General features: G+C 69.1%; 20 protein-coding genes. 8 read left to right on the top strand and 12 right to left on the bottom strand.

The annotated features are described in order from the left end of the window. Positions 1-15: 15 nt before the first annotated feature. Positions 16-579: a DUF402 domain-containing protein gene (locus tag ACSDQ9_RS00880; RefSeq protein ID WP_435142622.1), complete on the bottom strand. Its 564-nt coding sequence runs from the start codon at positions 577-579 to the stop codon at positions 16-18. Positions 580-660: 81 nt separating this feature from the next. On the opposite strand from ACSDQ9_RS00880, the gene ACSDQ9_RS00875 reads away from it, so the two are divergent. Further along, entirely contained in the window at positions 661-1,260 is a 600-nt protein-coding gene (locus ACSDQ9_RS00875; RefSeq protein WP_435142620.1) for a DUF3000 domain-containing protein, read from the top strand. After that, positions 1,260-2,567: a ribonuclease D gene (locus ACSDQ9_RS00870; protein ID WP_435142618.1), complete on the top strand. Its 1,308-nt coding sequence runs from the start codon at positions 1,260-1,262 to the stop codon at positions 2,565-2,567. Before ACSDQ9_RS00875 ends, ACSDQ9_RS00870 begins: the two co-directional genes overlap by 1 nt. On the opposite strand, the gene dxs is transcribed toward ACSDQ9_RS00870, so the two are convergent. Continuing rightward, positions 2,557-4,467, bottom strand: a complete 1,911-nt coding sequence (gene dxs / locus ACSDQ9_RS00865; protein WP_435142616.1) for a 1-deoxy-D-xylulose-5-phosphate synthase — start codon at positions 4,465-4,467, stop codon at positions 2,557-2,559. The genes ACSDQ9_RS00870 and dxs overlap by 11 nt on opposite strands. Before the next feature lie 47 nt (positions 4,468-4,514). Further along, positions 4,515-5,027, bottom strand: a complete 513-nt coding sequence (locus tag ACSDQ9_RS00860) for a hypothetical protein (RefSeq protein ID WP_435142614.1) — start codon at positions 5,025-5,027, stop codon at positions 4,515-4,517. A 173-nt stretch (positions 5,028-5,200) separates the two neighbouring features. Between ACSDQ9_RS00860 and ACSDQ9_RS00855 the strand changes: the two genes are divergently transcribed. From ACSDQ9_RS00855 to ACSDQ9_RS00845, 3 genes are all read left to right on the top strand, one after another. Then, the gene (locus ACSDQ9_RS00855) at positions 5,201-5,827 is read left to right on the top strand and encodes a superantigen-like protein SSL4 (protein ID WP_435142612.1); all 627 of its coding nucleotides are present in this window, start codon (positions 5,201-5,203) and stop codon (positions 5,825-5,827) included. Positions 5,828-6,011: 184 nt separating this feature from the next. Beyond that, the gene (locus tag ACSDQ9_RS00850; protein WP_435142610.1) at positions 6,012-6,581 is read left to right on the top strand and encodes a YdhK family protein; all 570 of its coding nucleotides are present in this window, start codon (positions 6,012-6,014) and stop codon (positions 6,579-6,581) included. 60 nt (positions 6,582-6,641) lie between these two features. Continuing rightward, positions 6,642-8,720 (top strand): copper-translocating P-type ATPase, encoded by a 2,079-nt coding sequence (locus ACSDQ9_RS00845; RefSeq protein ID WP_435142608.1) that lies wholly within the window; start codon positions 6,642-6,644, stop codon positions 8,718-8,720. A gap of 391 nt (positions 8,721-9,111) precedes the next feature. Here the strand turns inward: ACSDQ9_RS00845 and ACSDQ9_RS00840 are convergent, their stop codons facing one another. From ACSDQ9_RS00840 to ACSDQ9_RS00820, 5 genes are all read right to left on the bottom strand, one after another. After that, on the bottom strand, positions 9,112-9,858 hold the full coding sequence (locus ACSDQ9_RS00840) for a hypothetical protein (protein ID WP_435142606.1): 747 nt from the start codon (positions 9,856-9,858) through the stop codon (positions 9,112-9,114). Between the two features lie 349 nt (positions 9,859-10,207). Next, positions 10,208-10,942, bottom strand: a complete 735-nt coding sequence (locus tag ACSDQ9_RS00835) for an SDR family NAD(P)-dependent oxidoreductase (protein ID WP_435142605.1) — start codon at positions 10,940-10,942, stop codon at positions 10,208-10,210. Positions 10,943-10,986: 44 nt separating this feature from the next. Continuing rightward, on the bottom strand, positions 10,987-11,373 hold the full coding sequence (locus ACSDQ9_RS00830; protein ID WP_435142604.1) for a nuclear transport factor 2 family protein: 387 nt from the start codon (positions 11,371-11,373) through the stop codon (positions 10,987-10,989). Between the two features lie 63 nt (positions 11,374-11,436). Further along, the gene (locus ACSDQ9_RS00825; RefSeq protein WP_435142603.1) at positions 11,437-12,471 is read right to left on the bottom strand and encodes an aldo/keto reductase; all 1,035 of its coding nucleotides are present in this window, start codon (positions 12,469-12,471) and stop codon (positions 11,437-11,439) included. Between the two features lie 19 nt (positions 12,472-12,490). Continuing rightward, positions 12,491-13,462, bottom strand: coding sequence for an aldo/keto reductase (locus ACSDQ9_RS00820; protein ID WP_435142600.1), 972 nt, complete (start codon positions 13,460-13,462; stop codon positions 12,491-12,493). A gap of 73 nt (positions 13,463-13,535) precedes the next feature. Between ACSDQ9_RS00820 and ACSDQ9_RS00815 the strand changes: the two genes are divergently transcribed. Together ACSDQ9_RS00815 and ACSDQ9_RS00810 are read left to right on the top strand one after the other, a co-directional pair. Further along, complete coding sequence (locus ACSDQ9_RS00815; protein ID WP_435142599.1) at positions 13,536-14,162, top strand: TetR/AcrR family transcriptional regulator; 627 nt, start codon at positions 13,536-13,538, stop codon at positions 14,160-14,162. Between the two features lie 107 nt (positions 14,163-14,269). Beyond that, on the top strand, positions 14,270-15,400 hold the full coding sequence (locus ACSDQ9_RS00810) for an MFS transporter (protein ID WP_435142598.1): 1,131 nt from the start codon (positions 14,270-14,272) through the stop codon (positions 15,398-15,400). A gap of 132 nt (positions 15,401-15,532) precedes the next feature. On the opposite strand, the gene ACSDQ9_RS00805 is transcribed toward ACSDQ9_RS00810, so the two are convergent. Continuing rightward, positions 15,533-17,578: an AAA family ATPase gene (locus ACSDQ9_RS00805; RefSeq protein ID WP_435142597.1), complete on the bottom strand. Its 2,046-nt coding sequence runs from the start codon at positions 17,576-17,578 to the stop codon at positions 15,533-15,535. A gap of 152 nt (positions 17,579-17,730) precedes the next feature. After that, positions 17,731-17,931 carry a helix-turn-helix domain-containing protein gene (locus ACSDQ9_RS00800; RefSeq protein WP_435142768.1) on the bottom strand — a complete coding sequence of 67 codons (201 nt, stop codon included), beginning with the start codon at positions 17,929-17,931 and terminating at the stop codon, positions 17,731-17,733. A 678-nt stretch (positions 17,932-18,609) separates the two neighbouring features. On the opposite strand from ACSDQ9_RS00800, the gene ACSDQ9_RS00795 reads away from it, so the two are divergent. Beyond that, a complete protein-coding gene (locus ACSDQ9_RS00795) occupies positions 18,610-19,287 on the top strand; it encodes a hypothetical protein (RefSeq protein WP_435142596.1) in 678 nt (225 codons plus the stop codon). 167 nt (positions 19,288-19,454) lie between these two features. Here the strand turns inward: ACSDQ9_RS00795 and ACSDQ9_RS00790 are convergent, their stop codons facing one another. Continuing rightward, positions 19,455-20,915 carry an AAA family ATPase gene (locus ACSDQ9_RS00790; protein WP_435142594.1) on the bottom strand — a complete coding sequence of 487 codons (1,461 nt, stop codon included), beginning with the start codon at positions 20,913-20,915 and terminating at the stop codon, positions 19,455-19,457. Positions 20,916-20,919: 4 nt separating this feature from the next. After that, on the bottom strand, positions 20,920-22,680 hold the full coding sequence (locus tag ACSDQ9_RS00785; protein ID WP_435142593.1) for an ATP-dependent nuclease: 1,761 nt from the start codon (positions 22,678-22,680) through the stop codon (positions 20,920-20,922). Between the last annotated feature and the right edge of the window lie 236 nt (positions 22,681-22,916).

The following is a 22,916-nucleotide window of genomic DNA, read 5'->3' as shown; positions in this document are numbered from 1 at the left end:
TCAACCACAGGCGAATCAGCGGCAGTCAGCCAGGTGCCGCTCACCGGTCCCGTCGAACGGGGCTTCGCCGTCGCGCACCCTCGCGAAGACGGCGTCGGCGGCGGCGCGGGTGGCCGCCACCAGGGCGGCGTCGTAGCCGAACAGGGCGGTGTGCTCGACGAACTCGTCCTCGTCGTCGATGAACAGATCACCGTCGAACCGCTGCACGATGTCGAGGTCCATGTCGACCAGCGTGGCTCGCCAGCCGTCGCCGGTGCGCCGCCAGACCGGGGCCGTGCAGACGTCGACGTAGACGCGGATCGCCCGTTCCCCGCCGTGCTCGGGCCGCCCGTTGAAGCAGGCCGCCCAGCGGGGGCCACCCGGCAGATCGGCCGCGGGCAGCAGTCTCACGATGGGCACCTCCGAGACCAGGTCGACGCCCGGACGACCGTAGGCCGTGCCGACCGGCATGCCGAGCCACACCCCGAATCGATCCACTCCGAGCAGCCGGTACGGCTCCTGCCAGTGCTCGCGGCCGTCGTGTTTGCGGAAGTCCAGGTGCACGGGGCCGGAGTCGGTCGGCGTCGGGGCATCGGTCACGTGCGCCAGCTTAACCGCCGCCCAACGCGTCGTCCGGCGTGCCTGATGATCACCCTGCGCACCCCCGCCTAGGGTGGTCTGGTGAGCGCGATTCCTCCGACCAGAGCGGCTGCCGATGTCTTCGGGGCGGTCGAACGCGAGCTGACCGAGTTCCGCTGGCGCGCCGAGGTGCAGGTCACCGAGATCCCGGCTCCGCAGCGCATCGCCCCCCGCGCGGCCGCTCTGCAGGCCGTGGTGATGAGTGAGGGCATCGAGGTCGGCAACGGACGCCTCGTGCTGCTGCACGACCCCGCCGGCAACGAGGCGTGGGACGGCACCTACCGGCTGGTCTCGTTCGCCCGCGCCGAGGTCGACGAGCAGATGGTCACCGACCCCCTGTTGCCCGAGGTGGGTTGGTCGTGGCTGACGGACTCCCTCGAGCAGCGGCACGCCGCCTACACCGCGGCGTCGGGCACGGTCACCTCGGTCGCGAGCCGCAGCTTCGGCGAGATGGCCGAGGAGCCGGCCCGCAGCGAGGTCGAGATCCGCGCCTCGTGGACTCCGCTGCTCGACGAGGGCCCCGACCAGTTGTCGACCCACTTGTCCGCGTGGCAGGACCTGTTGTGCACCACCGCCGGGCTGCCGACTCTGCCCGACGGCGTCGTCCAGTTGACGCCCCGCACGGGCCTTCGTCCGCTGTGATGGCCACCGAACCCGAGCGGGAGGAGCAGCCCGAGGCCCCGACGCTCCCCCTGCTGACCACCCCGGCGGACGGTATCCCCGACGTCGTCGACACCTGGGACGCCCTGGACGAGGTGATCACGGCCCTGGCCGACGGTCACGGTCCGATTGCCGTCGACACCGAACGCGCCCAGAGTTTCCGCTACTCCCCCAAGGCGTACCTCGTGCAGCTGCGCCGGCAGGGCTCCGGCACCCACCTGATCGATCCGGTGGCCTTCGAGGACCCCGACGGACGACCTCAACTGTCCAGACTGCAGGCCGCCATGGAGCCCAGCGAGTGGGTCATCCACGCGGCCAGCCAGGACCTGCCGTGCCTGGCGATGGCGGGCCTGGTGCCGCGCACGGTCTTCGACACCGAGCTGGCCGCGCGCCTGCTCGGGCTGCCCCGGGTGGGGTTGGGTGCCCTGATCGAGGCGGAGTTCGACCTGCAGTTGCTCAAGGAGCACTCGGCCGCCAACTGGTCGGTGCGCCCGATCCCGCAGGACTGGCTGGCCTATGCCGCCCTCGACGTGGAACTGCTGGTCGAGCTGCGTGATCGGCTCGAGGAGCAGCTGCGCGCGGCGGGCAAGCTCGACTGGGCCCTGCAGGAGTTCGCCCACGGCATCACCAAGGCCCTCGAACCGGGGCCCGACAAGGCCGATCGGTGGCGCAGGACGACCGGGCTGCAGCAGGTGCGTGGCCGCCGGGGCCTGGCCCTGGTGCGCGAGTTGTGGGACGAACGCGACCTGCTCGCCGAGCGGCACGACCTGGCCCCCGGCAAGGTGGTGCAGGACAAGGCCATCACCGAACTCGCGGCCAAGGTTCGGCCGTCGGGACGAGGGGGCAGCGGTGGCACCCTGCCGACGCGGGCCGACCTGCGTCAGATCGACGGCTTCAAGCGCCGCAACGCGCGTCGGTTCGAGAGCAACTGGGTGGCCGCGATCGATCGGGTGGCGACCCTGCCCGACCGAGACCTGCCGCCGTCCAAGGTGGCCCAGACCGGTCCCCCCAATCCGCGCGGCTGGGAGACCAGAGACCCGGAGGCCTGGGAACGCTGGAACCGGGTGCGCCCGGCGACGCAACAGCTGGCCGAGTCGCTGCAGATGCCCCCGGAACAGCTGATCCAGCCCGACGCGCTCAAGCGGATCACCCACACACCACCCCAGCCGGTGACGGCAGAGACGGTTGACGCGGCCCTCGCCGGGCTCGGCGTGCGCCCGTGGCAGCGCGACCAGGTGGTGGGCGTGCTCGTCGAGGGGCTGACGCCCCCGGCGGATGTCAGTCCGTGACGACCGACGCCAGGTCGGAGTCGGCGGGCTGCAGCCGCAGCCAGCGTTCGGTGGCCTGGCGCGCGAGTGCCTGCCCCGTCAGCCCGGCAGCCTCGAGCACCTGCTCGCGGGAGGCGTGGTCGAGATAGCTCTGCGGGATGCCGCGATCCATGACCACGGTGGACGACTCCCGCTCACGCAACAGCTGCGCCAGCCGTGAGCCGACGCCCCCATTGACGAGGTTGTCCTCCAGCGAGATGACCAGTCGGTACTCGGTGGCGAGGTTCACCAGACCCTCGGAGACCGGCAACGACCACAACGGGTCGACCACCGTGACCCCGATCCCCTGACCCTCGAGCCGGGCGCCGACCTCGAGGGCGAGCGCCGCGAACGAGCCGTGCCCCACGATCAGCACCTGAGGGTCGGACGAGGTCGCCAGCACGTCGCAGCCGTGGCGTTGGGCCACGGCCGGGATCGGGTCGGGCAACTTCTCCTTGGAGTAGCGGATGACGGTGGGGGCATCGTCCACGGTGACGGCCACCTCGAGAGCCTGCGCCAGACGTTCTGCGTCGCGCGGGGCGGCCAGTCGCAGGCCTGGGACGAGCCCCAGCAGCGACATGTCCCACATGCCGTGGTGGCTCGGGCCGTCGGGGCCGGTGACGCCGGCCCGGTCGAGCACGAACGTGACGCCCGCGTGGTGCAGGCCGACGTCGAGCAGCGTCTGGTCGAAGGCGCGGTTGAGGAAGGTGGCGTACAGGGCCACCACCGGGTGCAGTCCGGCCGCGGCGAGCCCAGCCGCCGAGGTGACGGCATGCTGCTCGGCGATGCCGACGTCGAAGGTGCGGTCGGGGAACGCCGCCGCGAACCTCGCCAGGCCCACCGGGTGCAACATGGCAGCCGTGATGGCCACCAGCTCGGGGTGCTGGTCGCCCAGACGCAGCATCTGCTCGGCGAAGGCGTCGGTCCACGTGGCGCGGCTGCCCTCACTCAGGGACTCGCCGGTGATCTCGTCGATCTTGCCGACGGCGTGGAAGCGGTCCTCCTCGTGGTTCTCGGCGGCGTGGAACCCTGCCCCCTTGCGGGTGATGCAGTGGACGATCACCGGCCCGGCGAAACCCTTGGCCTGGTCGAGGGCGCGCTCCGTGGCGACCTCGTCGTGCCCGTCGATCGGGCCGATGTACTTGATGCCCAGGTCGGAGAACATGCCCTGGGGCGCCAGCACATCCTTGATCCCAGTTTTCACACCGTGCAGCACCTCGTAGGCGGTCTTGCCCACCAGGGGCGTGCTGTGCACGCTGCGCTTGACGAGCCCGAGCGTCTGTTCGTAGCGCTTGTGGGTGCGCAGCCCCGAGAGGTGCTGGGCCAGACCGCCGACCGTCGGCGTGTACGAACGGCCGTTGTCGTTGACGACGACCACGAGCCGCAGATCGGGCTCGGCGGCGATGTTGTTGAGCGCCTCCCAGGCCATGCCGCCGGTCAGGGCACCATCGCCGATGACGACGACCACGGTGCGATCCTCGCCGCGGACCCGGAAGCCCTTGGCCAACCCCTCGCCCCAGGACAGTGACGCGGACGCGTGCGAGTTCTCGACCCAGTCGTGCTCGGATTCGGCTCGCTGCGGGTACCCGGCCAGGCCGCCTCGCTGGCGCAGGGTCGGGAACTGGTCGAGTCGTCCGGTGAGCATCTTGTGCACGTAGCTCTGGTGGCCCGTGTCGAAGACGATCGGGTCGCGCGGCGAGTCGAAGACGCGGTGGATCGCCAGCGTCAGCTCGACCACCCCGAGGTTCGGCCCCAGGTGGCCGCCGGTGCGGCTCACATTGCTGATCAGGGCGGCCCTGATCTCGGCCGCCACCGTCTCCAACTGCGCGCGCGACAAGCCCTTCAGGTCTTCGGGGCCACTGATCCGCTCGAGCAAGGACATGCCGACCAGTCTAGAACCAGCCGCCGCGCGAGCACGCATTCCGGCCCTCAGAGTCGGCTCACGAAGATCTTTCCCCGCAGGGTCTCCTCGACCAACATCACGGCCCTTCGCAACCGAACGAGCCGAGCCTCCTCGGTCTGCAGCACCTCCACCGCGCCGTCGAGCACGGGGGCATCGACGTACTCGGCGAAGGCAGCCCGGGCCTGGTTCAGACTCTCGCGGGTGGCCCTCACCTGCGACTCGACGTATTGTGCCGCCAAGCGCGCCAGCACCACCGGCTGACGCCGCAGCAGCGGGTAACCCCGGTACTCATGGGGGCAGCAGTCCAGCAGGAAGGCCGCCGCCGACTGCTCCCAGTCGGGTTCACTGGCCGGCAGCACGCTCTCGGGCCAGCCCGGCGGGATGAACGCCCGGTTCTCGGCTCCGACCGGCTTGGTGCGCTCCCCCGGTCGCGGACGACCGGGGTGGGGTCCGGAACGGTTGGGCTCCCAGTCGGGACCCTCGTTCACCTTCGCCCAGTCCTGACGGAAGAGGGCCGTACTGCGGGTGGCGATGCTCATGGTGTGCTCCTCACTGCCATGTTCGATTCTATTTCGAACATGGGTGAGAATCTAGGGGCCTCCTCGGACATTTTCGGCAGCACCCGGGGAACGAGGGGGTGGCCCACCGCGTCCCTAAGCTGTTCCAGCGGCCACAACAGCGCGGCCCACCCCAGACTCCCCGAGGAATCCCCATGAAGCTCCTGACCATCGCCCGCACCAGCCTCGCGGCCCTCGCCGTGGTGGCCCTCGCCTCGTGCTCGCTGACGCAGTCGGCCGACACGGCGCCGAACACCCAGGCCCCCACCTCGGCCCCGGCCGAGACCACGTCGGCCCCCCAGACCAGTGAGGCCGAGCAGACCAGCGCCACCGAAGAGACCAGCGCCGAAGAGACCAGTGCGGAGCCCACCGGCGAGGCCAAGGAAGCCTGCGCGGCCCTGACCGCAGACGAGATGAATGCCGCCCTCGGCACGAAGTTCGGCAAGGGAACCGGCACCACGGCGGCGGGCTACACCCAGTGCCAGTACACCGACATGACCACCGGCACCGTGGCCGTCGTCCAGGTGATCCCGCAGCCGGTGTTCGACCAGTACGTCTCGGCGATGACCAAGCAGATGGGCAGCGAAGCCAAGACCGAGAAGGCCACGGTTCCCGGCGCCGACCAGGCAGCGGTGATCACCGGCAAGGTGGGTGGCTTCCCCGGAAGCTCGATCGTCGTCGGCCAGGGCAACATCGTCGGTCAGGTGATGGTGGCCTCCCCGGCCGGCAAGGCTCCCGCCTCCGCCGCGCTGGTGAAGGCCGCCACAGCGCTGCTCGCCTGACCACTACTCGCCACGAGCGCGAGACTCCTCCTACCCCCCTCCCCGGCGAACGAAGCGGCCGACCCCTCGCGGGTCGGCCGCTTCGTCATGTCCGGGCTGCCTTCAGCCGCGACTCGTGCCGATCTTGTGGCATACCCCCTAGGGGTATATGCTGTGACAGCAGAACCCACGGAAGGGAAACGACATGCGCACGCGCATCAAGGCGGCCATCGCGGCGGCAATCCTCGTCGGAGCACTGGCCCTGACCGGCTGCACCAGCGACCACCAGGGCCACGGCTCCAGCAGTTCCGCCAGTTCCACCAGTTCCACCAGCGGCGAGATGGACCATCCGATGGACGGTGGGCCCGCTCCCGCCGGGATCAAGGAGGCACCCTCACCCACGTACCCGGTGGGCACGAAGGTGACCCTCAAGGCCGACCACATGGACGGCATGAAGGGGGCGGAAGCCACCATCGTCGGCGCCTTTGACACCCACACCTACGCGGTCAACTTCACGCCCACCACCGGAGGGGAACCGATCACGGACCACAGGTGGGTCGTCCAGGAGGAACTCGAAGGGGTCGGCGATGAGCTGTTGCCCGAGGGTGCCACGGTCACGCTCGACGCCGCCCACATGACGGGCATGAAGGGAGCAGAGGCCACCATCGCCTCGTCCACCTCCCAGACCGTCTACATGGTCGACTACACCTGGGACGGTATGACCATCACGAACCACAAGTGGGTTGTCGAGAGCGAGATCCAACCGGCCTCCTGAGCCGGCAGCACGAGGGGACCAGCAATCAGACGCGAGAAATTGGACGAGAGGAACCAAACGATGACAGCTCCACACGAACACCAGCACCACCACGTCGACACCGCCGAGAAGGCGCACCCCGGCCAGGGACACTCCGGGCACGGGGATCACGGTGGCCACGGGGATCACGTGGGTCAGTTCCGGCGGCTGTTCTGGATCAACCTCGTCATCGCGGTGCCAGTGGTCGCGTTCTCGCCCATGTTCGCCATGCTGCTGGGCTACCCGCTGCTCAGCTGGGCGGGGTGGGTCGCCGCGCTTCTGGGAACGGTCATGTACGTCTGGGGCGGCTCCCCCTTCCTCGCCGGCGGCTGGAGCGAAGTGAAGAGCCGCAAGCCGGGAATGATGCTGCTGATCTCGCTGGGCATCACCGTGGCCTTCCTGGCGTCCTGGGCCGCCACCGTGGGTCTGGTCGACCACGAGCTGGAGTTCTGGTGGGAACTGGCGCTGCTGATCGTCATCATGCTGCTGGGCCATTGGATCGAGATGCGCGCCCTGGCGCAGACCACCTCGGCGCTGGACTCCCTGGCGGCGCTGCTGCCCGACGAAGCCGAGCGTGTCGACGGTGAGGCCGTCGTCAGGGTCAATCCGGCCCAGCTGCGGGTGGGCGACACCGTCATCGTCCGTCCCGGTGGCAGCGTCCCCGCCGACGGCATCGTCGTCGACGGTCGTGCAGACATGGACGAGTCGATGATCACCGGCGAGTCCCGCCCGGTCACCCGCGGACGAGGCGATGCGGTGACCGCTGGCACCGTGGCCACCGACTCCGGTCTGCGGGTGCGGCTCACCGCGGTGGGCGACGACACGGCGCTCGCGGGCATCAACCGGCTCGTCGCCGAGGCGCAGGGATCGTCGTCGCGGGCGCAGCGGATCGCCGACCGTGCGGCAGCGTGGTTGTTCTGGTTCGCGCTCGGAGCCGGTCTGATCACGGCGGTGGTCTGGACCCTGGCCGGGAGGCCGGACGACGCTGTGATCCGGGTCATCACCGTGCTCGTCATCGCCTGCCCCCACGCCCTGGGCCTGGCGATCCCTCTGGTCGTCGCCATCGCGACCGAGCGCGCCGCGCGCGGCGGCGTGTTGATCAAGGATCGCCTCGCGCTGGAGTCGATGCGTGAGGTCGACACCGTGCTCTTCGACAAGACCGGCACCCTGACCAAGGGGGAACCCACGGTTGCCGATGTCCAATCAACCGCAGGTGTGACCGCAGACCAGGTGCTGGCTCTGGCTGCGGCTGCCGAGGCCGACAGTGAGCACCCTCTGGCCCGGGCGATCGTCGGCGCAGCCAAGCACAAGGGCCTGACCCTCGAGCCGGGAAGCGGGTTCTCGTCCTCGCCCTCCGTGGGAGTCACCGCGACCGTGGCCGGCCACGAGATTCGTGTCGGCGGGCCCCGGCTGCTCGAGGAGACCGGGCAGCCCGAGATCGATGCGGCCGACGCCTGGCGGGCCGAGGGCGCGATCATCCTGCACGTCCTGCGAGACGGCGCCGTCATCGGCGGGTTCAAGCTCGCCGACGAGATCCGTCCGGAGTCCCGCGAGGCCGTTGAGGCACTGCACGAGCTCGGCATCGAGGTGGTCATGATCACCGGCGACGCCGAGGCCGTGGCGAAGGAGGCCGGAACCCAGCTCGGCATCGATCGGGTGTACGCGGGCGTCCGCCCCGATGAGAAGTCGGCCAAGGTCGCAGCGCTCCAACACGGGGGCAAGAAGGTCGCCATGGTCGGCGACGGCGTCAACGACGCGCCGGCTCTGGCGCAAGCGGATGTCGGCATCGCCATCGGAGCGGGCACCGATGTCGCCATCGGCTCCGCCGGCGTCATCCTCGCCGGCTCCGACCCCCGCTCGGTACTCGCGGCGATCCAGCTCTCCCACGCCACCTACCGCAAGATGAAGCAGAACCTGTGGTGGGCCGCGAGCTACAACCTGCTCTCCGTGCCGCTCGCGGCCGGAATCCTCGCACCGGTCGGGTTCGTCCTGCCCATGTCGGTCGGTGCGATGCTCATGTCGATCTCCACCGTCGTGGTGGCGCTCAACGCCCAAGTGCTGCGGCGGCTCGACCTCACGCCGGAAGCCAGCACCCGCTCCATCCTGAAGCGCCGGCAGTGAGCCAGTTCCCCGACACGACGAAGCGGCCGGCCCCCGAGGGGGTCGGCCGCTTCGTCGGTTGCGGGCTGCGGTCAGCCGCGACTCACGCCTGGGCGAGGTTGCGCAGCACGTACTGAGACATGCTTCGCTGTACTCTGCGGTAGTCGCAATTCTCTGCCGACGAGGCAATTCACCTGGTCAGAGGCATGCTCGGACGTGCAAGCAACTTCCCTGCACCGGCGGTCCACCACAGTTGGCATGCTTCCATTACGGTATTTTCGACAAATCAACCCCGCTCTGCCTGCGGACACCTATCCCGCGGCCGGACGTCCGCGACGACTTGCCTGTCAGCGCGGGATCCGGCTGGAAGCAGAGTCCACGGCCGGCATCACAGCAGCCTCGCGGCTGGGCCTCACGGCCTCTGCTTGCAGACCTCGGGGATCCGGCTGATCCCCGCGTACCAGTCGCCCATTGCCGGGTCGATCGCCCTCAGCAGGCGCGCCGCGGTCCGGTGATAGCTCATGACGTCGGTGGCGATGAGCGGCTCCACGTGCGCGATCCTGTTGCGGAGGAGGTGGAGCCGGTTCGCCCAGTGGTGGATCACCAGCGGGTCGGGATGGTGGGAGAAGCTGTGCTTGATGGCGTTGTTCCACAGGCCGCGCTGCCCGTCCGGGCCGATCAGGCCCTGGGCATCGCGCTTGCTCGGCAGGAGCTTGACCCAGGTGCCGAACGTGATGTGGGCGACGATGTCGTCGTGGTTCGGGCTCACACCGTGACGCGGGTGGGAGGGATCCCGCAGGCTGGAGTCCTTGATCGCTCGTTCCCGCGCCGACTCATACGTCGACATCGGTGGCCGGCCGCCGCGGCCGCGAGGGTTGAGGATCCCCAAGAGCGGGCGAGCCGGGTGCTCGACCCAGTTCGCGCCATAGGCTGCAGTTCCGGCTCTAGCTGGCCGTCCTCGGTTCCATGCCTGCAGCTGCGCGTCGATCGAGTTCCGCATCGTGACCTCCACGACGCCGAGGGACTCGTGGATCGCTCCCGACAGCTCGAGGTTCCAGCGGTACAGCCGCATAGCTCCGGAGACCGAACCGGCCGCGGCGAGGTACGGTGCGAGCCGCGGTGCCGAGAGGTGGCTCGCGACGATGTCCTCGATGCCCAATTGCGCCTCCTCTGCTGGAGGGCTAGACTATCGGTCAGAAGCGAGGGCAGGACTCCTCGCACAGACATAGAGCCAACCCCCGTCGCATCGCGGCGGGGGCGCTTTTTTGCCCGAATGCGGTTGAGTCGAGTCGCTACCGCCACAGCTCTTCGGCTTCGGCGGTTTGAGAGCATCTCGCGCGGACGGAACCGAGACAGACCTTTGAGGCCGGGGCCCGCATGGTCGCGAGGCTTCGTCTCTTCCTAGGAAGGGGATGTCGGCAAGACGCCGAACGAGCCTTCACCTGCCCGTGGTTAATCACAGGAGATGATGGTGGAGCCGAGTCTGCACCACGGCGGCGGTCCGCTACTCACCGGCGCGGCAGGCCGATCCCGGTGTGTGCGGCGAGTGCCGACAGCAGCGCGTCCTGTACTCCTTCATCGTGGACCGCGCGATGGGGCTGCTCCACGCGCTGGTGAAACCAGTAGCCCCCGGAGACCAGGGCGTCGGGGTCGTCGGAGCCGGCGAGCCACGCCTGGGTGACGTGGCCGAGCTCGAGGGCGTCGTTGGCCGAGGGGCCGCCCATCCTCGTGGGCACCCAGCCCGGGTCGACGGCGTTGGACAGCACGTCGGGCCAGCGCCGCGCGATCGCGGCCATCAGGACCGTGACCAGCAGCTTGCTGTCGGAGTAGGACAGCGACGCGCGCGAGCCCGCCCAATCGGCGCGGGAGAGATCGAGTCGGCCGCCGTGGTGCATGTTGCTGGAGAGGTAGACCAGCCGCGACGCCGGGACCAGCGCCGTGAGGGCGTAGGGGGCGACGACGTTCACCGGGAGCAGGGCGGACCCGTCGATCACCCCGGCGTTGTGGACGACCGCGTCGAACGGGTCGAGAGCGGAGGCCTGCTCGGCCAGGTCCCGGACCTGGTCGAGGTCTGCGAGGTCACCCACCACGTGCCCCGCACCGCGGTCGAGGAGGTCGAGGACCGCGTCGAGCCTGGTCTTGCTGCGGGCGTGCACGACGACGTCGTGGCCGTCGTCCAGGAGCGCTTCGGCGGCGGCGCGGCCGAGGCCATCGGCGGAACCGGTGACGAGCATGCGGGCCATGGAGAGCCTCCTTAAGGGGCAGGCGGTGAAGGGCCGGGCCGAGCTCAGGCGAGGTAGGAGTCGATCGGACCGTTGTCGACGTAGATGCGCTGGTCGGTGAACTTCCTGGCTGCGATGGTGAAGATCGAGCAGGCGCGGATGGTCGTCTCGACGCCGTCGGGGAAGCGCCAGACGCTGTCGACCTCGAAGACGACGACTCCGTCCTCCTCCTGCCAGACGTTCACCAGAGGGTGGGCCAGGGAGTCGACCTTGCCGCCGATCGCGGCCATCTGGGCCAGCACGACGTCCTTGCCGGTGACGGTCGAGGCGTTGGCGAAGGTCAGCGAGACGTCGTCGGCGTAGAAGTCGGCGAGGCGGTCGTAGTCCTTGGCCTCCATGACGGCGAAGTACTCGGTGAGGAAGTCGATCGTGGACTGGTCTGCACGGGGCATGGGTGTTCCACTTCTTTTCGGTGCTCTTGGTGGTGGTGCGATCCGTCGCCCGCAGGAGCGGGGTCAGGGTCCGGCGGTGGCCGAGGACGGCTGCCTCGGGCCGTCGCCGGCGCGGTGGTGGAAGGCCGGCGGCTCGACCGCCAGCTCGGTGAGGGCGTCCAGCTGCTCCGGGGTCAGTTGCACCTCGGCGGCCGACGCGTCGGCCTGGAGCTCCTGGACGCTCTCCGGGCCGACGATCACGCTGGCGACGGCGGGCCGGGACAGCAGCCACGCGAGCGCGACCGGCTGCATCGGCAGTCCCCACTCGCGGGAGAGCCGGTCGACCTCGCGGGCCAGGGCGACCTCGTTAGGCGGGAAGCCGGGTGCGCCGAACCGCTGGTCGCCCGAGACCGGTCGGTCCAGCACGGCCAGGTCGGCGAGGAGTCCGCCGTGCAGCGGGGCGTAGGGCACGATCGAGACGCCGAACTGCTCGCAGGCGGCGGCGAGCTCCCGCTCTGCGGCCCGGTCGACGAGGCTGTACTTGACCTCCGCCGCCACAGGGGCGGAGCGCAGCCGTCGGTCGTCGGCGATCCACAGCGCCTGCGCGACCTTCCACGCGGGGTCGTTCGACAGGCCGACGTGGAGGATCTTGCCCTGGCGGATGAGGTCGTCGTAGACGTCGAGGGTCTCCTCCAGCGGGGTGTCGGGGTCGGGGTCGTGGGCGTAGTACAGGTCGATCCAGTCGGTCTCGAGGCGGCGCAGGCTCTCCTCGACCCGGCGGACGACGTGCCGCCGCGACAGGCCACGGTCGTTGACGCCGAGGCCGGTTATCCCGTTGGACTTGGTGGCGATCACCACCTCGTCGCGGCGGCCCCGCAGTGCACGACCGAGGATCGCTTCGGCGGGCTCGCGCTCGGCGGCCGGAGGTGCTCCGGCGCGGTCGAAGACGGGCATGTTTCCGTACACGTCGGCGGTGTCGACGAAGTTGATGCCCAGGTCGAGGGCCGCGCCGACGATCCGGTCGGCCTCCTCCGGGACGGGGGCGACGCCGAAGGTGGCGGTGCCCAGGCAGATCTTCGAGACGCGGACGCCGGTGCGGCCGAGGACGGAGTACTCCATGGTGTGAGGTCCTCTCGGGTCAGGCGGCCAGGTGGTCGGTGAGCGCGGAGACGGCGTCCAGCTGCTCGGGGGCGAGCTCGACGTCGGCGGCCGCAGCGTTGGCGCGCATCTCGTCGGGGGTCTCGGCCCCGACGATCACCGACGCGACCGCCGGGCGGGACAGCAGCCAGGCCAGCGACACCTGCTGCATGCCCAGGCCCCACTCGCGGGCGAGGCGGTCCAGTTCGCGGGCCACGGCGATCTCCTCCTCGGAGAAGCCGGGACCGCCGTACCGCTTCCCGCCGGCGACCTCCCGATCCAGCACCTTCAGGTCCGCCAGCAGCCCGCCGTGCAGCGGGGCATAAGGGACGATCGACAGGCCGAAGCGGGTGCAGGCGGGGGCGAGCTCCTTCTCGGCGCTGCGGTCCAGCAGGCTGTACATCACCTGCGCCGCCACCGGCGCGGAGACCAGGCGGCGATCATCGGCGATCCACAGAGCCTTGGTCATCTGCCAGGCCGGATGGTTGGACAGCGCCGCATAGCGGATCTTGCCCTGCCGGATCAGGTCGTCGTACACGGCGAGGGTCTGCTCCAGCGGGGTGTCCGGGTCGGGGAAGTGCCCGTAGTAGACGTCGATGCAGTCGGTGCGCAGTCGGCGCAGGCTCTGCTCGACCTGCCCGATCACGTACCGGCGCGACAGGCCGGCGTCGGGGTCCCAGCGCCGCTCCCCCGACTTCGTCGCCAGCACCACCTCGTCGCGACGGCCCGACAGGGCGCGTCCGAGGATCTCCTCGGCCGACTCCCGCTCCGAGGCCGCGGGGTGCCCGGGACGGTCGAAGACCGGGGTGTTGCCGTACACGTTCGCGGTGTCGAAGAAGTTCACCCCCGCATCCAGCGCCGCACCGACCACGCCGTCGGCGTCCCGGGAGGTCGGGGCGACGCCGAACGTGGCGCTGCCCAGGCAGATCTGAGAGACGCGGATCCCGGTCGGGCCGAGGACGGAGTACTTCATGGCGATTCCCTTCAGCGATGACGACACCCGAACTCTAACCGATCGGTTATAGTTGGGCAAGAAGGATGAGAGGATGAGCCGCATGTCGGAGACCATGAGCACCAGGACACGCGGCCCATACCGGACCGGGGTGCGCCGACGCGAGCAGCTGATCGAGGCGACCATGGAGGTCTTCGCCGAGCACGGCTACGCCGGCGGCTCGATCCGCACCATCGCAGAGAAGGCCCGGGTCTCCCACGCCACGCTGATCCAGCACTTCGGAAGTAAAGAAGGCCTGCTCACCGCCGTGCTGGAGGAATGGGATCGGCGCACCGTCCAGGACGGCCTGGCCGACGTCAACGGCCTGGACTACTTCCGCCGCCTGCCCGAGGTGATGGCCGCCCACCAGCGCAGCCGAGGCCTGCTCGAGCTGTTCACCACCCTCGCCGCCGAGGCCTCCAGCGCCTCCCACCCCGCGCACGGCTTCATCGAGCAGCGCTACCAGGGGAACCTCGCCACCCTCGCCGGGCACCTGCGCGAGGCGATCGAGGCCGGCAACATCGCACCGATGACAGACGCGCAGATCATGACCGAGGTCCGGCTGCTCACCGCCGTCATGGACGGCATCGGACTTCAGTGGCTGCTCGACCCGACCACCGACGTGGAGGGGGCGGTGACCGCCTGCGTCGAGCGCGCCGTGGCCGCCTGGCAGGCCCGGTGACGACCAGACCTCGGCCCGCGCCGCGCGGGGAAGGAGCGACAGCGGACTCCGCGCCCCGCCCGCGCCGCGCGCTGGGCTTCGCGGCGGCGACTGGGACGCTGGTAGCGGTGTTCGCCGCGTCAGGCTCGCCGATCCCGCTCTACGAGCGCTACCGGGCGGCGACCGGGCTGACCACCGCGGACCTGTCGGTCGCCGCCGTGACCTACTTCGTGGCGGTCATGCTGGCCCTCGTGGTCCTCGGCCGCCTCTCCGACCACCTCGGCCGCAGGGCCGTTGCGCTCGGCGCGGCGGCGCTGGCGGCCGCCGGGTCGCTGGCCCTGCTGCAGGTGACCGGGCTGCCGGTGCTGATGACGGGGCGCTTCTTGCAGGGCCTGGCCTGCGGCCTCGGCTCCTCGGCCGTCGCCGCCTACGTCGTCGACCTCGCACCAGAGAGGCCGCGCTGGCTCGCCGCAACCGCCGTCGCCGGATCGCCCCTGATCGGGCTCACCGTCGGGGCGGTCGGGTCCGGTGCGCTGGCCGAGCACGGGCCCGCCCCGGAGCAGACGCCCTACGTCATCGTCACGGCGCTGCTGGTCGCGTGCGCGGCCTTTCTGCTCGCCAGCCCGGACCCCGTCGACCGGCGGCCCGGGACGCTGGCTTCGCTGCGCCCACGGGTGCACGTCCCGGGCGCGATCCGGCCGCTGCTGCCCGCCGCGGTCGCGGTGTTCGTCGGAACCTGGGCCGTCGGCGGCTTCTACCAGGCCTTCAGCCCCACCATCTCCGCGCAGAGCCTCGGCACCGGCAGCACGCTGGTCGCGGCGGTCGTATTCGCCTCGTTCATGGCCCCCTACGCCGTCGGCGGCCCGCTCACCGGACGGCTGCCTCCGACCGCGGCACAGCGGCTCGGGATCGCGGTCTTCGCCCTCGCCGTCGTCGGCGTCGTCGCCGGCCTGCTGTCCGGCGCGATCGCCGCAGTCATCGGCTGCGGGATCGTGGCCGGCGCGGCACAGGGGGCCGCGTTCACCGGCACCATGCGCGGACTCCTCGGTCGCACCGGCCCCGCTGAGCGAGCCGGACTCATGGCGACGGTCTACCTGTTCTCCTACGGCGGCGCTGCGATCCCCAGCCTGGTCGCCGGACGGGTCGCTGCCGCCGGGGCCCCGCTCCAGGGGATCGCTGTCGGCTACGCCGGTCTCGCCGTCCTCGCCGCCGCGGCCATGCTCGTTCTGGCCGGACGGCAGAGGCGTAACGCCTCTTGATCGGACGGGCGCAGCGGTGGCGGCCCATCGTCGCGGACACGCCTCCGACGTCGGCGCGGACGGCCTGTCGCCGTTCGGTCGCAGGGGATCGAGATGTACGCCAGCGGTTCAGGCCCGCCGTGGCAGCGGGGCTTACTGGTGCGTCGTGTTGATGCTCCGGGCAAGGCTCTCAAAGTTCATCAGGGTCGTCTGTGACAGCTTCTCCACTCTCGCCGGGCTGCGCAGCAGCACTTCGGCGGGACGCCAGTGGTCGAACTTGCCGTCCAGCTTCTCCAGCCGCAGAACGATCCGATCCGGGTGGTCCGGCAGATCACCCACCTTGTGCTTCATCCCGAACGCCTCGTTGTACAGCCCGAGGTAGTCGCCGACGCTGAACAGATCCTCGATGTCACTGTGCTTCTGCTCCAGCACCGACCCGACGAAGACAACCCGCCTGCCGGCGATCTTGTTCGCCCGCATCGCCGCCTCGACCTTCCCGACACCCTCGGTGCCGGAGTCCAGCAGCACCGACACCGACACCTTCTGCCCCAACAGGGACACGAAGGCGGGCACGTTGGACGCGCCCCCGGCCGGGAGGATCCGCCATCGCTCGTCGAGCCCTTCCCTCCCCTGGTCGCGCAGGCGGCGGCTGATGATGTCGAGGTATGCCAGGTCGGACGGGCCCTCGACCAGGAGGTTCCGCTCGCCGATGAACAGGTTCTGCGACAGGTCGTAGCCGAGAGCCGCCTGGAGTGGGAACGCGCTGTCCTCGCCGACCTCCAGCGCGTCCGACGAGGTCACCGAGCCGACGTCGTCGCCGCGGTCCTCCACGACGCGGACGCGTTCGATCTGCTCGACCATGAACGGCGAGTGGGTCGTGTAGAGCACCTGCCCGACCGGTGCGAGGCGCTTGGTGATGAATCGCAGGAAGTCGCGCTGCGCCTTCGCGTGCAGCGTCAGCGCCGGCTCGTCGAGCAGGATCACCACGTCGTCGCGGTCCTCGAACTCGCTGAACGCCGCGAGGAACGAGAAGAACCACTGGTAGCCCGACGAACGTAGCGAGAAGTTGTTCGTGAAGTCGTGCTTGCGGTCCTCCACCCGGAAGTTGAGGTAGCGGACGACGCTGCTCTGGCCGTTCGGGGCTTGGACCGTTTCCGGCTCGATCTCGACCTTGATCCTCAGCTCCGGGTTCGTGCTCCAGTACTCTGCCATCTCCCGTGACAGGTCGCTGGACACTGCCTCCAGCTCAGCGGTCCGCGACTCGAACTCCGCATCAGTCACCGAGTCGATGTCGGTGTCGGCCAGCCGCAGCAGAGCCCGCGCGGTCTGCTTCGACGACGCGCCCGGCTCCTCGTCCTCCTTGGTGCGCAGGCTCGCCACGTCCACGCGACCCTCGAGGTTCTGATAGGAGGCGAAGCGGAAGAACTTCGGCATCCTCTTCAGCACGATCGACCTGGCGATCGCGCCCAGGTCGTCCTTCTCGCCGATCAGCGAGGTGATCCGCTCCAGCGCCTGGGCGTCGGCGGCATCGTCCTCGCCCGGGTCCTCGTCGGTCCCGTCCGCAGCATCGGCCACCGCCGACGATGACTGGGGCTCCGCGGCGAGGCACTCCTTGAGCGACGCGACGTTGGCGTGCGCCTCCAGGAGGGAGGCCGCGTCCGGATGACCTTCGAGGACGTTCTCCAGGAACCGGCGCTCGTCGACAGGCACCCGCAGCCACCGGTTGCCGTTGTAACGGCGGCCGACGGAGACGCTCGGGTCTGTCGCGACGCCTTCGCCGAGCGCGTCCCGCAGCACCCCGAGGTCGTCCTCGTCGAGCTCGAAGGTCGCCTCAATCGGCGTGACGAGGGAGAGGTCCTCTTTCCGGCCGTCCCGCTTCCACCGCCAGCGCGGGTAGTCGTCCCGCTCGACGAAGGCGTCGCCGTACACCGGGTTCAGCCGGTACAGGGCGTCCAACATCGTCGACTTCCCCGACTCGTTCATGCCGACCAGGGTCGTTACATCCAGATCCACCGACACGTCCGTCGAGTCCAACACGTTCTTGTACCGGCGCACCCGGAACGATGTCAGCTGCATCGCGAACCCCTTCAGCAGTCTTCTATGACGTCCGGTCAGCGTACTTCGAGGCATCGACATCCGCCGCTCGAACGCCCCACCGGATGCACAGGACTCGCGCGACATCGGGATCAGCTCCGCCATCCGTGTTCGATGCTCACACAACTTCAGAAGCGATCGAGCCTCCGAGCCGTCGATGGGCTCCGGGCAAGATGTGCGGGTTATCAGATCGAGCGCCACTCGGCGGCGAGGCCATCGACGCAGCTCCGTCCGTCGGTGAAGCAGGAACTAACGCCTCAGCGTCGATTTGTGGGGCCGACGGATGGAGTAAGCAAGTCCCGCGCCACCACCCTCAGCTGGTCAGCGAGCACGTCGACGGAGTCCTGCGTGAGGTTCCGCTCGCCCCTCTCGATGCCGGCCAGGTACCGCGGGCTGACGCCGAGCTCTTCGGCGAGCCCCTCCTGAGTGAGTCCCCGTGAACGACGGACGTCGCGCACGCGCGATCCGAGCACCGCTCTCAGGGAATCAGACACCCCTCAAGCGTCTCGGCAGGTAGTCATCACTTCCAGGTAGTCATCGCTTCCACTAGCGTCGACGGGATGCACGCAGATGCAGCGCCGCGGTGTACCGAACGACCTTCGGGCCGATCTAGGCCCGTGGCCGCCCACTTCTGTGAGTGCGGCATCGCAGGGCCTTCCATCGGATCCGGCCCGCGGACCGCTGCGCTCCTGGACACCGCCGGCGCAGGGGCTGCCATCGAGGCCTCGAACGCGCTGGGATGGGCAGGCGCGAGCGCCGCGACCGGCACGACTGCGCGACGCATCGGAAAGCTCCTCGGAGGCGACCGGGCCAAGCGCCCAGAGTTACCACTCTCGGACTACGCATCGCCTGCGCCCTCGAGCATCTCGCGCATCCGACGCACGAACGCATGGCGACAGAGCAGGCCGCGCCGACCGACGCCCCCGGCCGTGCTCGCAGCCTTGCGAGAGGCGGGGGCGGAGAAGGCGAGGGGCGCGCCTCCCCTCTCCCGGGCGCAGATCGACAAGGTCGTCGCCATCCTGAGGCAAGCGGGCGACGAGCCACATCACCAGAATCCGGTCATGTCCGAAGGCCGCGCCGACGAGCGTTTCACCGCGTGAACTGCGGTGGAGCCACGCCGAGAGAAGGCCAGAGGGATGAACGCCGACGATGAGATTCGCATCCTGAACGATGGCTGGCGTCTGCTCGGCGACGAGGTGGGGACGGTGCTCCTGTCGAGAGGCTGGGCGGTCGCAGACCTGGACGTGGGCGACGACGAGCCGCTGGAGTTCTACTGGCCTCCTACCGCACCCATCGGCTACGACAGCCATGCGGGGCCACCAAACGAGGCCGAACGAGAGCGTCCGCTGATGCGGGGCCAGCAGCGCACGCCCTGGCTGCGACCGACCCGGATCTCCTGGAGCGGATCGTCCTGGAAGGTGAGATACGGCGAGGCGATCGCCCAGCCGCCGGACCCGCCTCTGGCGCACCACGGCGACGCTGCTCTCCTCGCCGACGTGGAAAGTATCGAATGGTGGCCGATGACTGTCGACGAAGCGCGCCGGATCCAGATCGAGCGGGTCTACGCGACGACGGTCGCCGACGCCCGCGACGATCACAGCCAGGCCGCTGTCCCTACTGAGCCCTACGCTGGCCGCATCAAAGCGATTCGCGAGCACGAGCACTTCGAACAAGCTCGCACCCATGGTCTAGCAGACGCGGATCCGCCGTCTACTCCGCGGCCACGGGGCGACCTCCGGGCTCAGGTGAGGCTCGTCGACGCCGAGGCGTGGGCGTCGGCTGTGCGCACCGCGCGCGCCGGCGGGGATGGATGAGGCTCCCCAGCGATTGATCCAGGTGCCGCGGTGACCGATGCCAATAGACTGCCGTCGCGCCCTGGCTTCGTTCGGAAAGTTAAGCACATCAGGCGGCACCACCCGGCACTCTTGTCACAGAACTGTCCGCGTTCTCAGCCATCTCAAGCGCCTTTAATGCAGCTGGGTCAGCGGCGGCTTGGTGACTTCTTGTGCACTTCCATGCGCGCGGCCGGAAGAGTGCTGGAGTCGCTTATGACCGTCACCGACTTCGACCCTCTTGTGAGTGCTACGTACAGTTCCTGCGCACCGTAGGCGGTCGGATCGAGGATGATGACGTGGTCGTACTCGAGGCCTTTCACCAGCAAGGGCCGCGACACAACGCGCGCTGCTGCACTGCGCCCAACCGCCCGCGTGTGGTCCCTCTCTAGTTGCAGAGCCTCTGCCACCGCGCGCCCGTTCGTGCTCGCTGAGGCGAGCGATCGAGTGACCTCCTTCCACGCCTCACGGCAATGGATAGAGACTCCCTGAAGTCTGCCGAGGAGCTCGAAGGCTGTGCGCACAGTTGCGGGAGTGGGTTGTTCGCGGACACGGACTACGGCTTCGTAGGTGGGCTTTAGATCTTCGTCCCGCGTGACGAAGGAAAGGCCATCGAGCAGCCGCTTGCGCTTGGCCGAGCTGATGTGAGTCGGTATGCCAACACTGCACTTTGTAGCGAACTCGACCATCGCATGGGCGACCTCGGGTCCACTTCCGGTATCGACCTTCGCCGCGAATGCCGCCGTCACCTTCTCGTCGAGTGCTTCCATGACTGTGTAGCGACCGCCCAGCTTGCTCGCTGCCGCGACGCAATCGTGACGAAATCGCCCCAACACTGCGATAGTGCCATTTTTCCCGAGCGCCTTCATGCACTCAGAGACGAAAGTTCGGTCATCCCATTTCCGCACCCAACGGACAGGCGTTCCGTCAAGGCTGATCGGCAACCCGTCCGTCAGCTCGGTTCGAACGTCGACCAACCACTTGCCGAGCTCGGCATTATCCGGCTCCCACCGGCGCGGCCGATGGTCCACGGCGACTTCGGGAAAGTTGGGAAGCACGTCCGCGTCCCAGTCCACGGGCGGGGTCTTGCCGAAGGTCAAAAGGCTCTGAAGCGGATCGCCGAGAACAGTGGTTGGTATCGATGCGGACAGCGCGAGGACGAGCTTGTGCTGCTCAAGGACGCAGTCCTGGTACTCATCTACGAACAGGTTCGTGTAGCTGAGCCGCAGCATCTTGGCGATCGGCTTGGTGCCCGCTGCCCGTGCTGCGGCGAGGTGGTACTCGGTGGACCTGCTCCAGTCGGGAGTCGTCGGCACTGCGAGGCCGGCCAGGTCCGGGAAGTGCGCGATCAGGTCGTAGGACCACGAGTCGATAGTCCTGACGACGACCCGCTCCCGCGTCACGCCGAACTTCTTCATCCGCCGGCGAAGCGCGTCCACGCCGGCGTGCGTGTGCGTGAGGACGAGGCTCGTCCCGCCGCGCTGCGCGGCTTTCGCGATGGTCGCAGCGATGAGCTCGGTCTTCCCGGCACCAGCGGGCAGGGTCACCGAGCAGGGCTGCGACGAGAGCACAGCAGCGACCGCGTCTTCGATGCGGGGGTCTTCACTCATCGAGTTACGCCTCTCCCTCATCTGCGTCGAGCAGCACCGGCTCTTCGTCATACGCGAAGGCGCGGAGTCCGTCGAGCACTGCCTTGAGATGGGTGCCGGCCAGGTCTGTACAGTGTGCGATGACGACGCCAGCCAAGTCTTCTCCGCGTTCTTGCCGCTTGAACCATTCCCTGTCCTTTGCGACCGCCGCGCTCGCGATCGCGGACCGGAGCGCTGCCTCGGCCACACCCGCCTGCACAAGCCAGGTCGCTACTTGAGTTCCCGAGAGTTTCCCACCGGAGACTCGCGCGCCAACGGCGGCCAGAACCGACTCCTGACCACGAATACTGACGGCGAGGTCGACGACGTCCTGAACGCCCGTCATCGGGAGCTCACGGATGATCTCGCGCTCGACATCGCAACCCGGAGTCCAGCGGTGCACGGTAATGCCGGCCGTGCAGGCCCGCTCGACATCAGTGTCGATGGCTGGGTCGTCGTGGTCGAGCAGCGCGCAGGTCAGGTATCCGAGCTCATGGAAGTTCGTAGCCCGTTGCAGCGACTGAGACCCTCCTCTGCCATCAACGAGGACGGTGCCCACCGCCGCGGATCCATCCAAGCCCTGGTCTAGACGCTGCTCATCCCAGTGGCGAAGCAGCGCCCGCAGGAGGCCAACTTCGGTGGCACCCTCGCCGACCATCACCCTGCGACCCAGTAAGGCGTCTGGCGCGCTGCGCAACGTTCCCTGCACTTTGTCGAGATCGGAGGGAACTGCTCTGCATGTGGTGGTTCCTGCCCCATCGGCATGGACGACCTCGATGTCTTCCGCGCGGAGAGTCGTCACCGCGACGGGCGAGTGTGTCGTCATGATGATCTGGAGCTTGTTGGCCTCCGTTCGCTGCCGCAGGCGGTGCAGGGCCTGAGCCAGTCGATGGGGCTCGAGCCCGTGCTCGACTTCGTCGATCGCGATGATCGAGCCCTCTTCCATAGACCGGTCCTGGATGGCCAGGCTCGTCAGCCGCCGAGTCCCGAGTCCGAGGCTCGACAGTGGCACCTCGCCGTCGTGCAGCAGCAGCGCGTGGGTCGATGACGAGGAGCCTGGCTCGAGACCAGGGCGCAGTTCGCCGAACGACCCCGCCCCAAAGACGCTGGCCGACTTCTGTGCCGCCGCGGCAGCGTCGTGAAGCGCATTCGGCTTCGCTTGGAACACTGCAGTGCGCGCTTCGCGATGCGCATCGAGGATCACCGACGAAGCGCCGTCGCCGCCCTCGGTGAGCCCCGACAGCGCCGACCCTCGCGCCCAGCGGAAGTGAAAGTCGGGCCGCTCGCCGAGCCGGAAGAAGCCGAGCTGCCGCCTTTGGTTCGCCGAGATCGGGCGGGCGTCATCGGAATCGGGGCGCACCACTTCCCAGGTGGGCTCGAGATCCGGAGTCACCGTCAATCGGACGACGAGGCACTCCTCGGCGTCGTCGACGGGATCATGGACGAGCGTGCCGTCGGGCCTCAGCCCCGAGCGGTCCTTGCCGAGCTGGCCTTCCTTGACAAGGTTGTCCGGGAGCTCGGTGACGACCGCTTCGATGACGATGTCCTTCGTCAAGTCGAAGTTGTAGAAGTCCGCATCGGTGAACTGGGGGTTATAGCTCGGACTGAGCACCAGCCCGATCGCGTCCATCAGCGTCGTCTTCGTGCTGTCGCCCGCGCCGACCAGCGCCACCAACCGCCGGTCGATCCTCCAGTCCGTACGCGCGATGCCGCGGAAGTGCTCGATCCGAAGTCGACGAAGCATCATGCGTAAGCCCCCAGTTGAGTCGGTAGGTTCAGCTCCCCGAGGGGCCTGATCAACGTGACCTGCCTGCGTGTCCGCCGTCCCGCTACAGGATCTCAGGCCAGCCGGCTCCGCGGAGCCGATTCGCGCCACTCGGGCCAAGGCTTCGTGCGGAAGGCGTACACGTGCGCCCCGCCAGGCCGAAGCCTGGCGGGGCGCACGTGTGAGACTCTGAACCCAGACACGCCGGGCGTGTCAGA

The organism is Aestuariimicrobium soli, from assembly GCF_051192575.1.
In the GTDB taxonomy this organism is placed as follows: Bacteria; Actinomycetota; Actinomycetes; order Propionibacteriales; family Propionibacteriaceae; genus Aestuariimicrobium; species Aestuariimicrobium soli.
This window is presented reverse-complemented; position numbering and strand designations above follow the sequence as displayed.

Excerpts from the sequence above, each read along its gene's own strand:
- ACSDQ9_RS00850 (WP_435142610.1), top strand. The coding sequence starts at position 6,012 with ATGCGCACGCGCATCAAGGCGGCCATCGCGGCGGCAATCCTCGTCGGA.
- ACSDQ9_RS00785 (WP_435142593.1), bottom strand. The coding sequence starts at position 22,680 with ATGATGCTTCGTCGACTTCGGATCGAGCACTTCCGCGGCATCGCGCGT.
- ACSDQ9_RS00855 (WP_435142612.1), top strand. The coding sequence starts at position 5,201 with ATGAAGCTCCTGACCATCGCCCGCACCAGCCTCGCGGCCCTCGCCGTG.
- ACSDQ9_RS00860 (WP_435142614.1), bottom strand. The coding sequence starts at position 5,027 with ATGAGCATCGCCACCCGCAGTACGGCCCTCTTCCGTCAGGACTGGGCG.
- ACSDQ9_RS00870 (WP_435142618.1), top strand. The coding sequence starts at position 1,260 with ATGGCCACCGAACCCGAGCGGGAGGAGCAGCCCGAGGCCCCGACGCTC.
- ACSDQ9_RS00815 (WP_435142599.1), top strand. The coding sequence starts at position 13,536 with ATGAGCCGCATGTCGGAGACCATGAGCACCAGGACACGCGGCCCATAC.
- ACSDQ9_RS00845 (WP_435142608.1), top strand. The coding sequence starts at position 6,642 with ATGACAGCTCCACACGAACACCAGCACCACCACGTCGACACCGCCGAG.
- ACSDQ9_RS00830 (WP_435142604.1), bottom strand. The coding sequence starts at position 11,373 with ATGCCCCGTGCAGACCAGTCCACGATCGACTTCCTCACCGAGTACTTC.
- ACSDQ9_RS00795 (WP_435142596.1), top strand. The coding sequence starts at position 18,610 with ATGAACGCCGACGATGAGATTCGCATCCTGAACGATGGCTGGCGTCTG.
- ACSDQ9_RS00825 (WP_435142603.1), bottom strand. The coding sequence starts at position 12,471 with ATGGAGTACTCCGTCCTCGGCCGCACCGGCGTCCGCGTCTCGAAGATC.
- ACSDQ9_RS00790 (WP_435142594.1), bottom strand. The coding sequence starts at position 20,915 with ATGAGTGAAGACCCCCGCATCGAAGACGCGGTCGCTGCTGTGCTCTCG.
- ACSDQ9_RS00805 (WP_435142597.1), bottom strand. The coding sequence starts at position 17,578 with ATGGCGGAGCTGATCCCGATGTCGCGCGAGTCCTGTGCATCCGGTGGG.
- dxs (WP_435142616.1), bottom strand. The coding sequence starts at position 4,467 with ATGTCCTTGCTCGAGCGGATCAGTGGCCCCGAAGACCTGAAGGGCTTG.
- ACSDQ9_RS00835 (WP_435142605.1), bottom strand. The coding sequence starts at position 10,942 with ATGGCCCGCATGCTCGTCACCGGTTCCGCCGATGGCCTCGGCCGCGCC.
- ACSDQ9_RS00820 (WP_435142600.1), bottom strand. The coding sequence starts at position 13,462 with ATGAAGTACTCCGTCCTCGGCCCGACCGGGATCCGCGTCTCTCAGATC.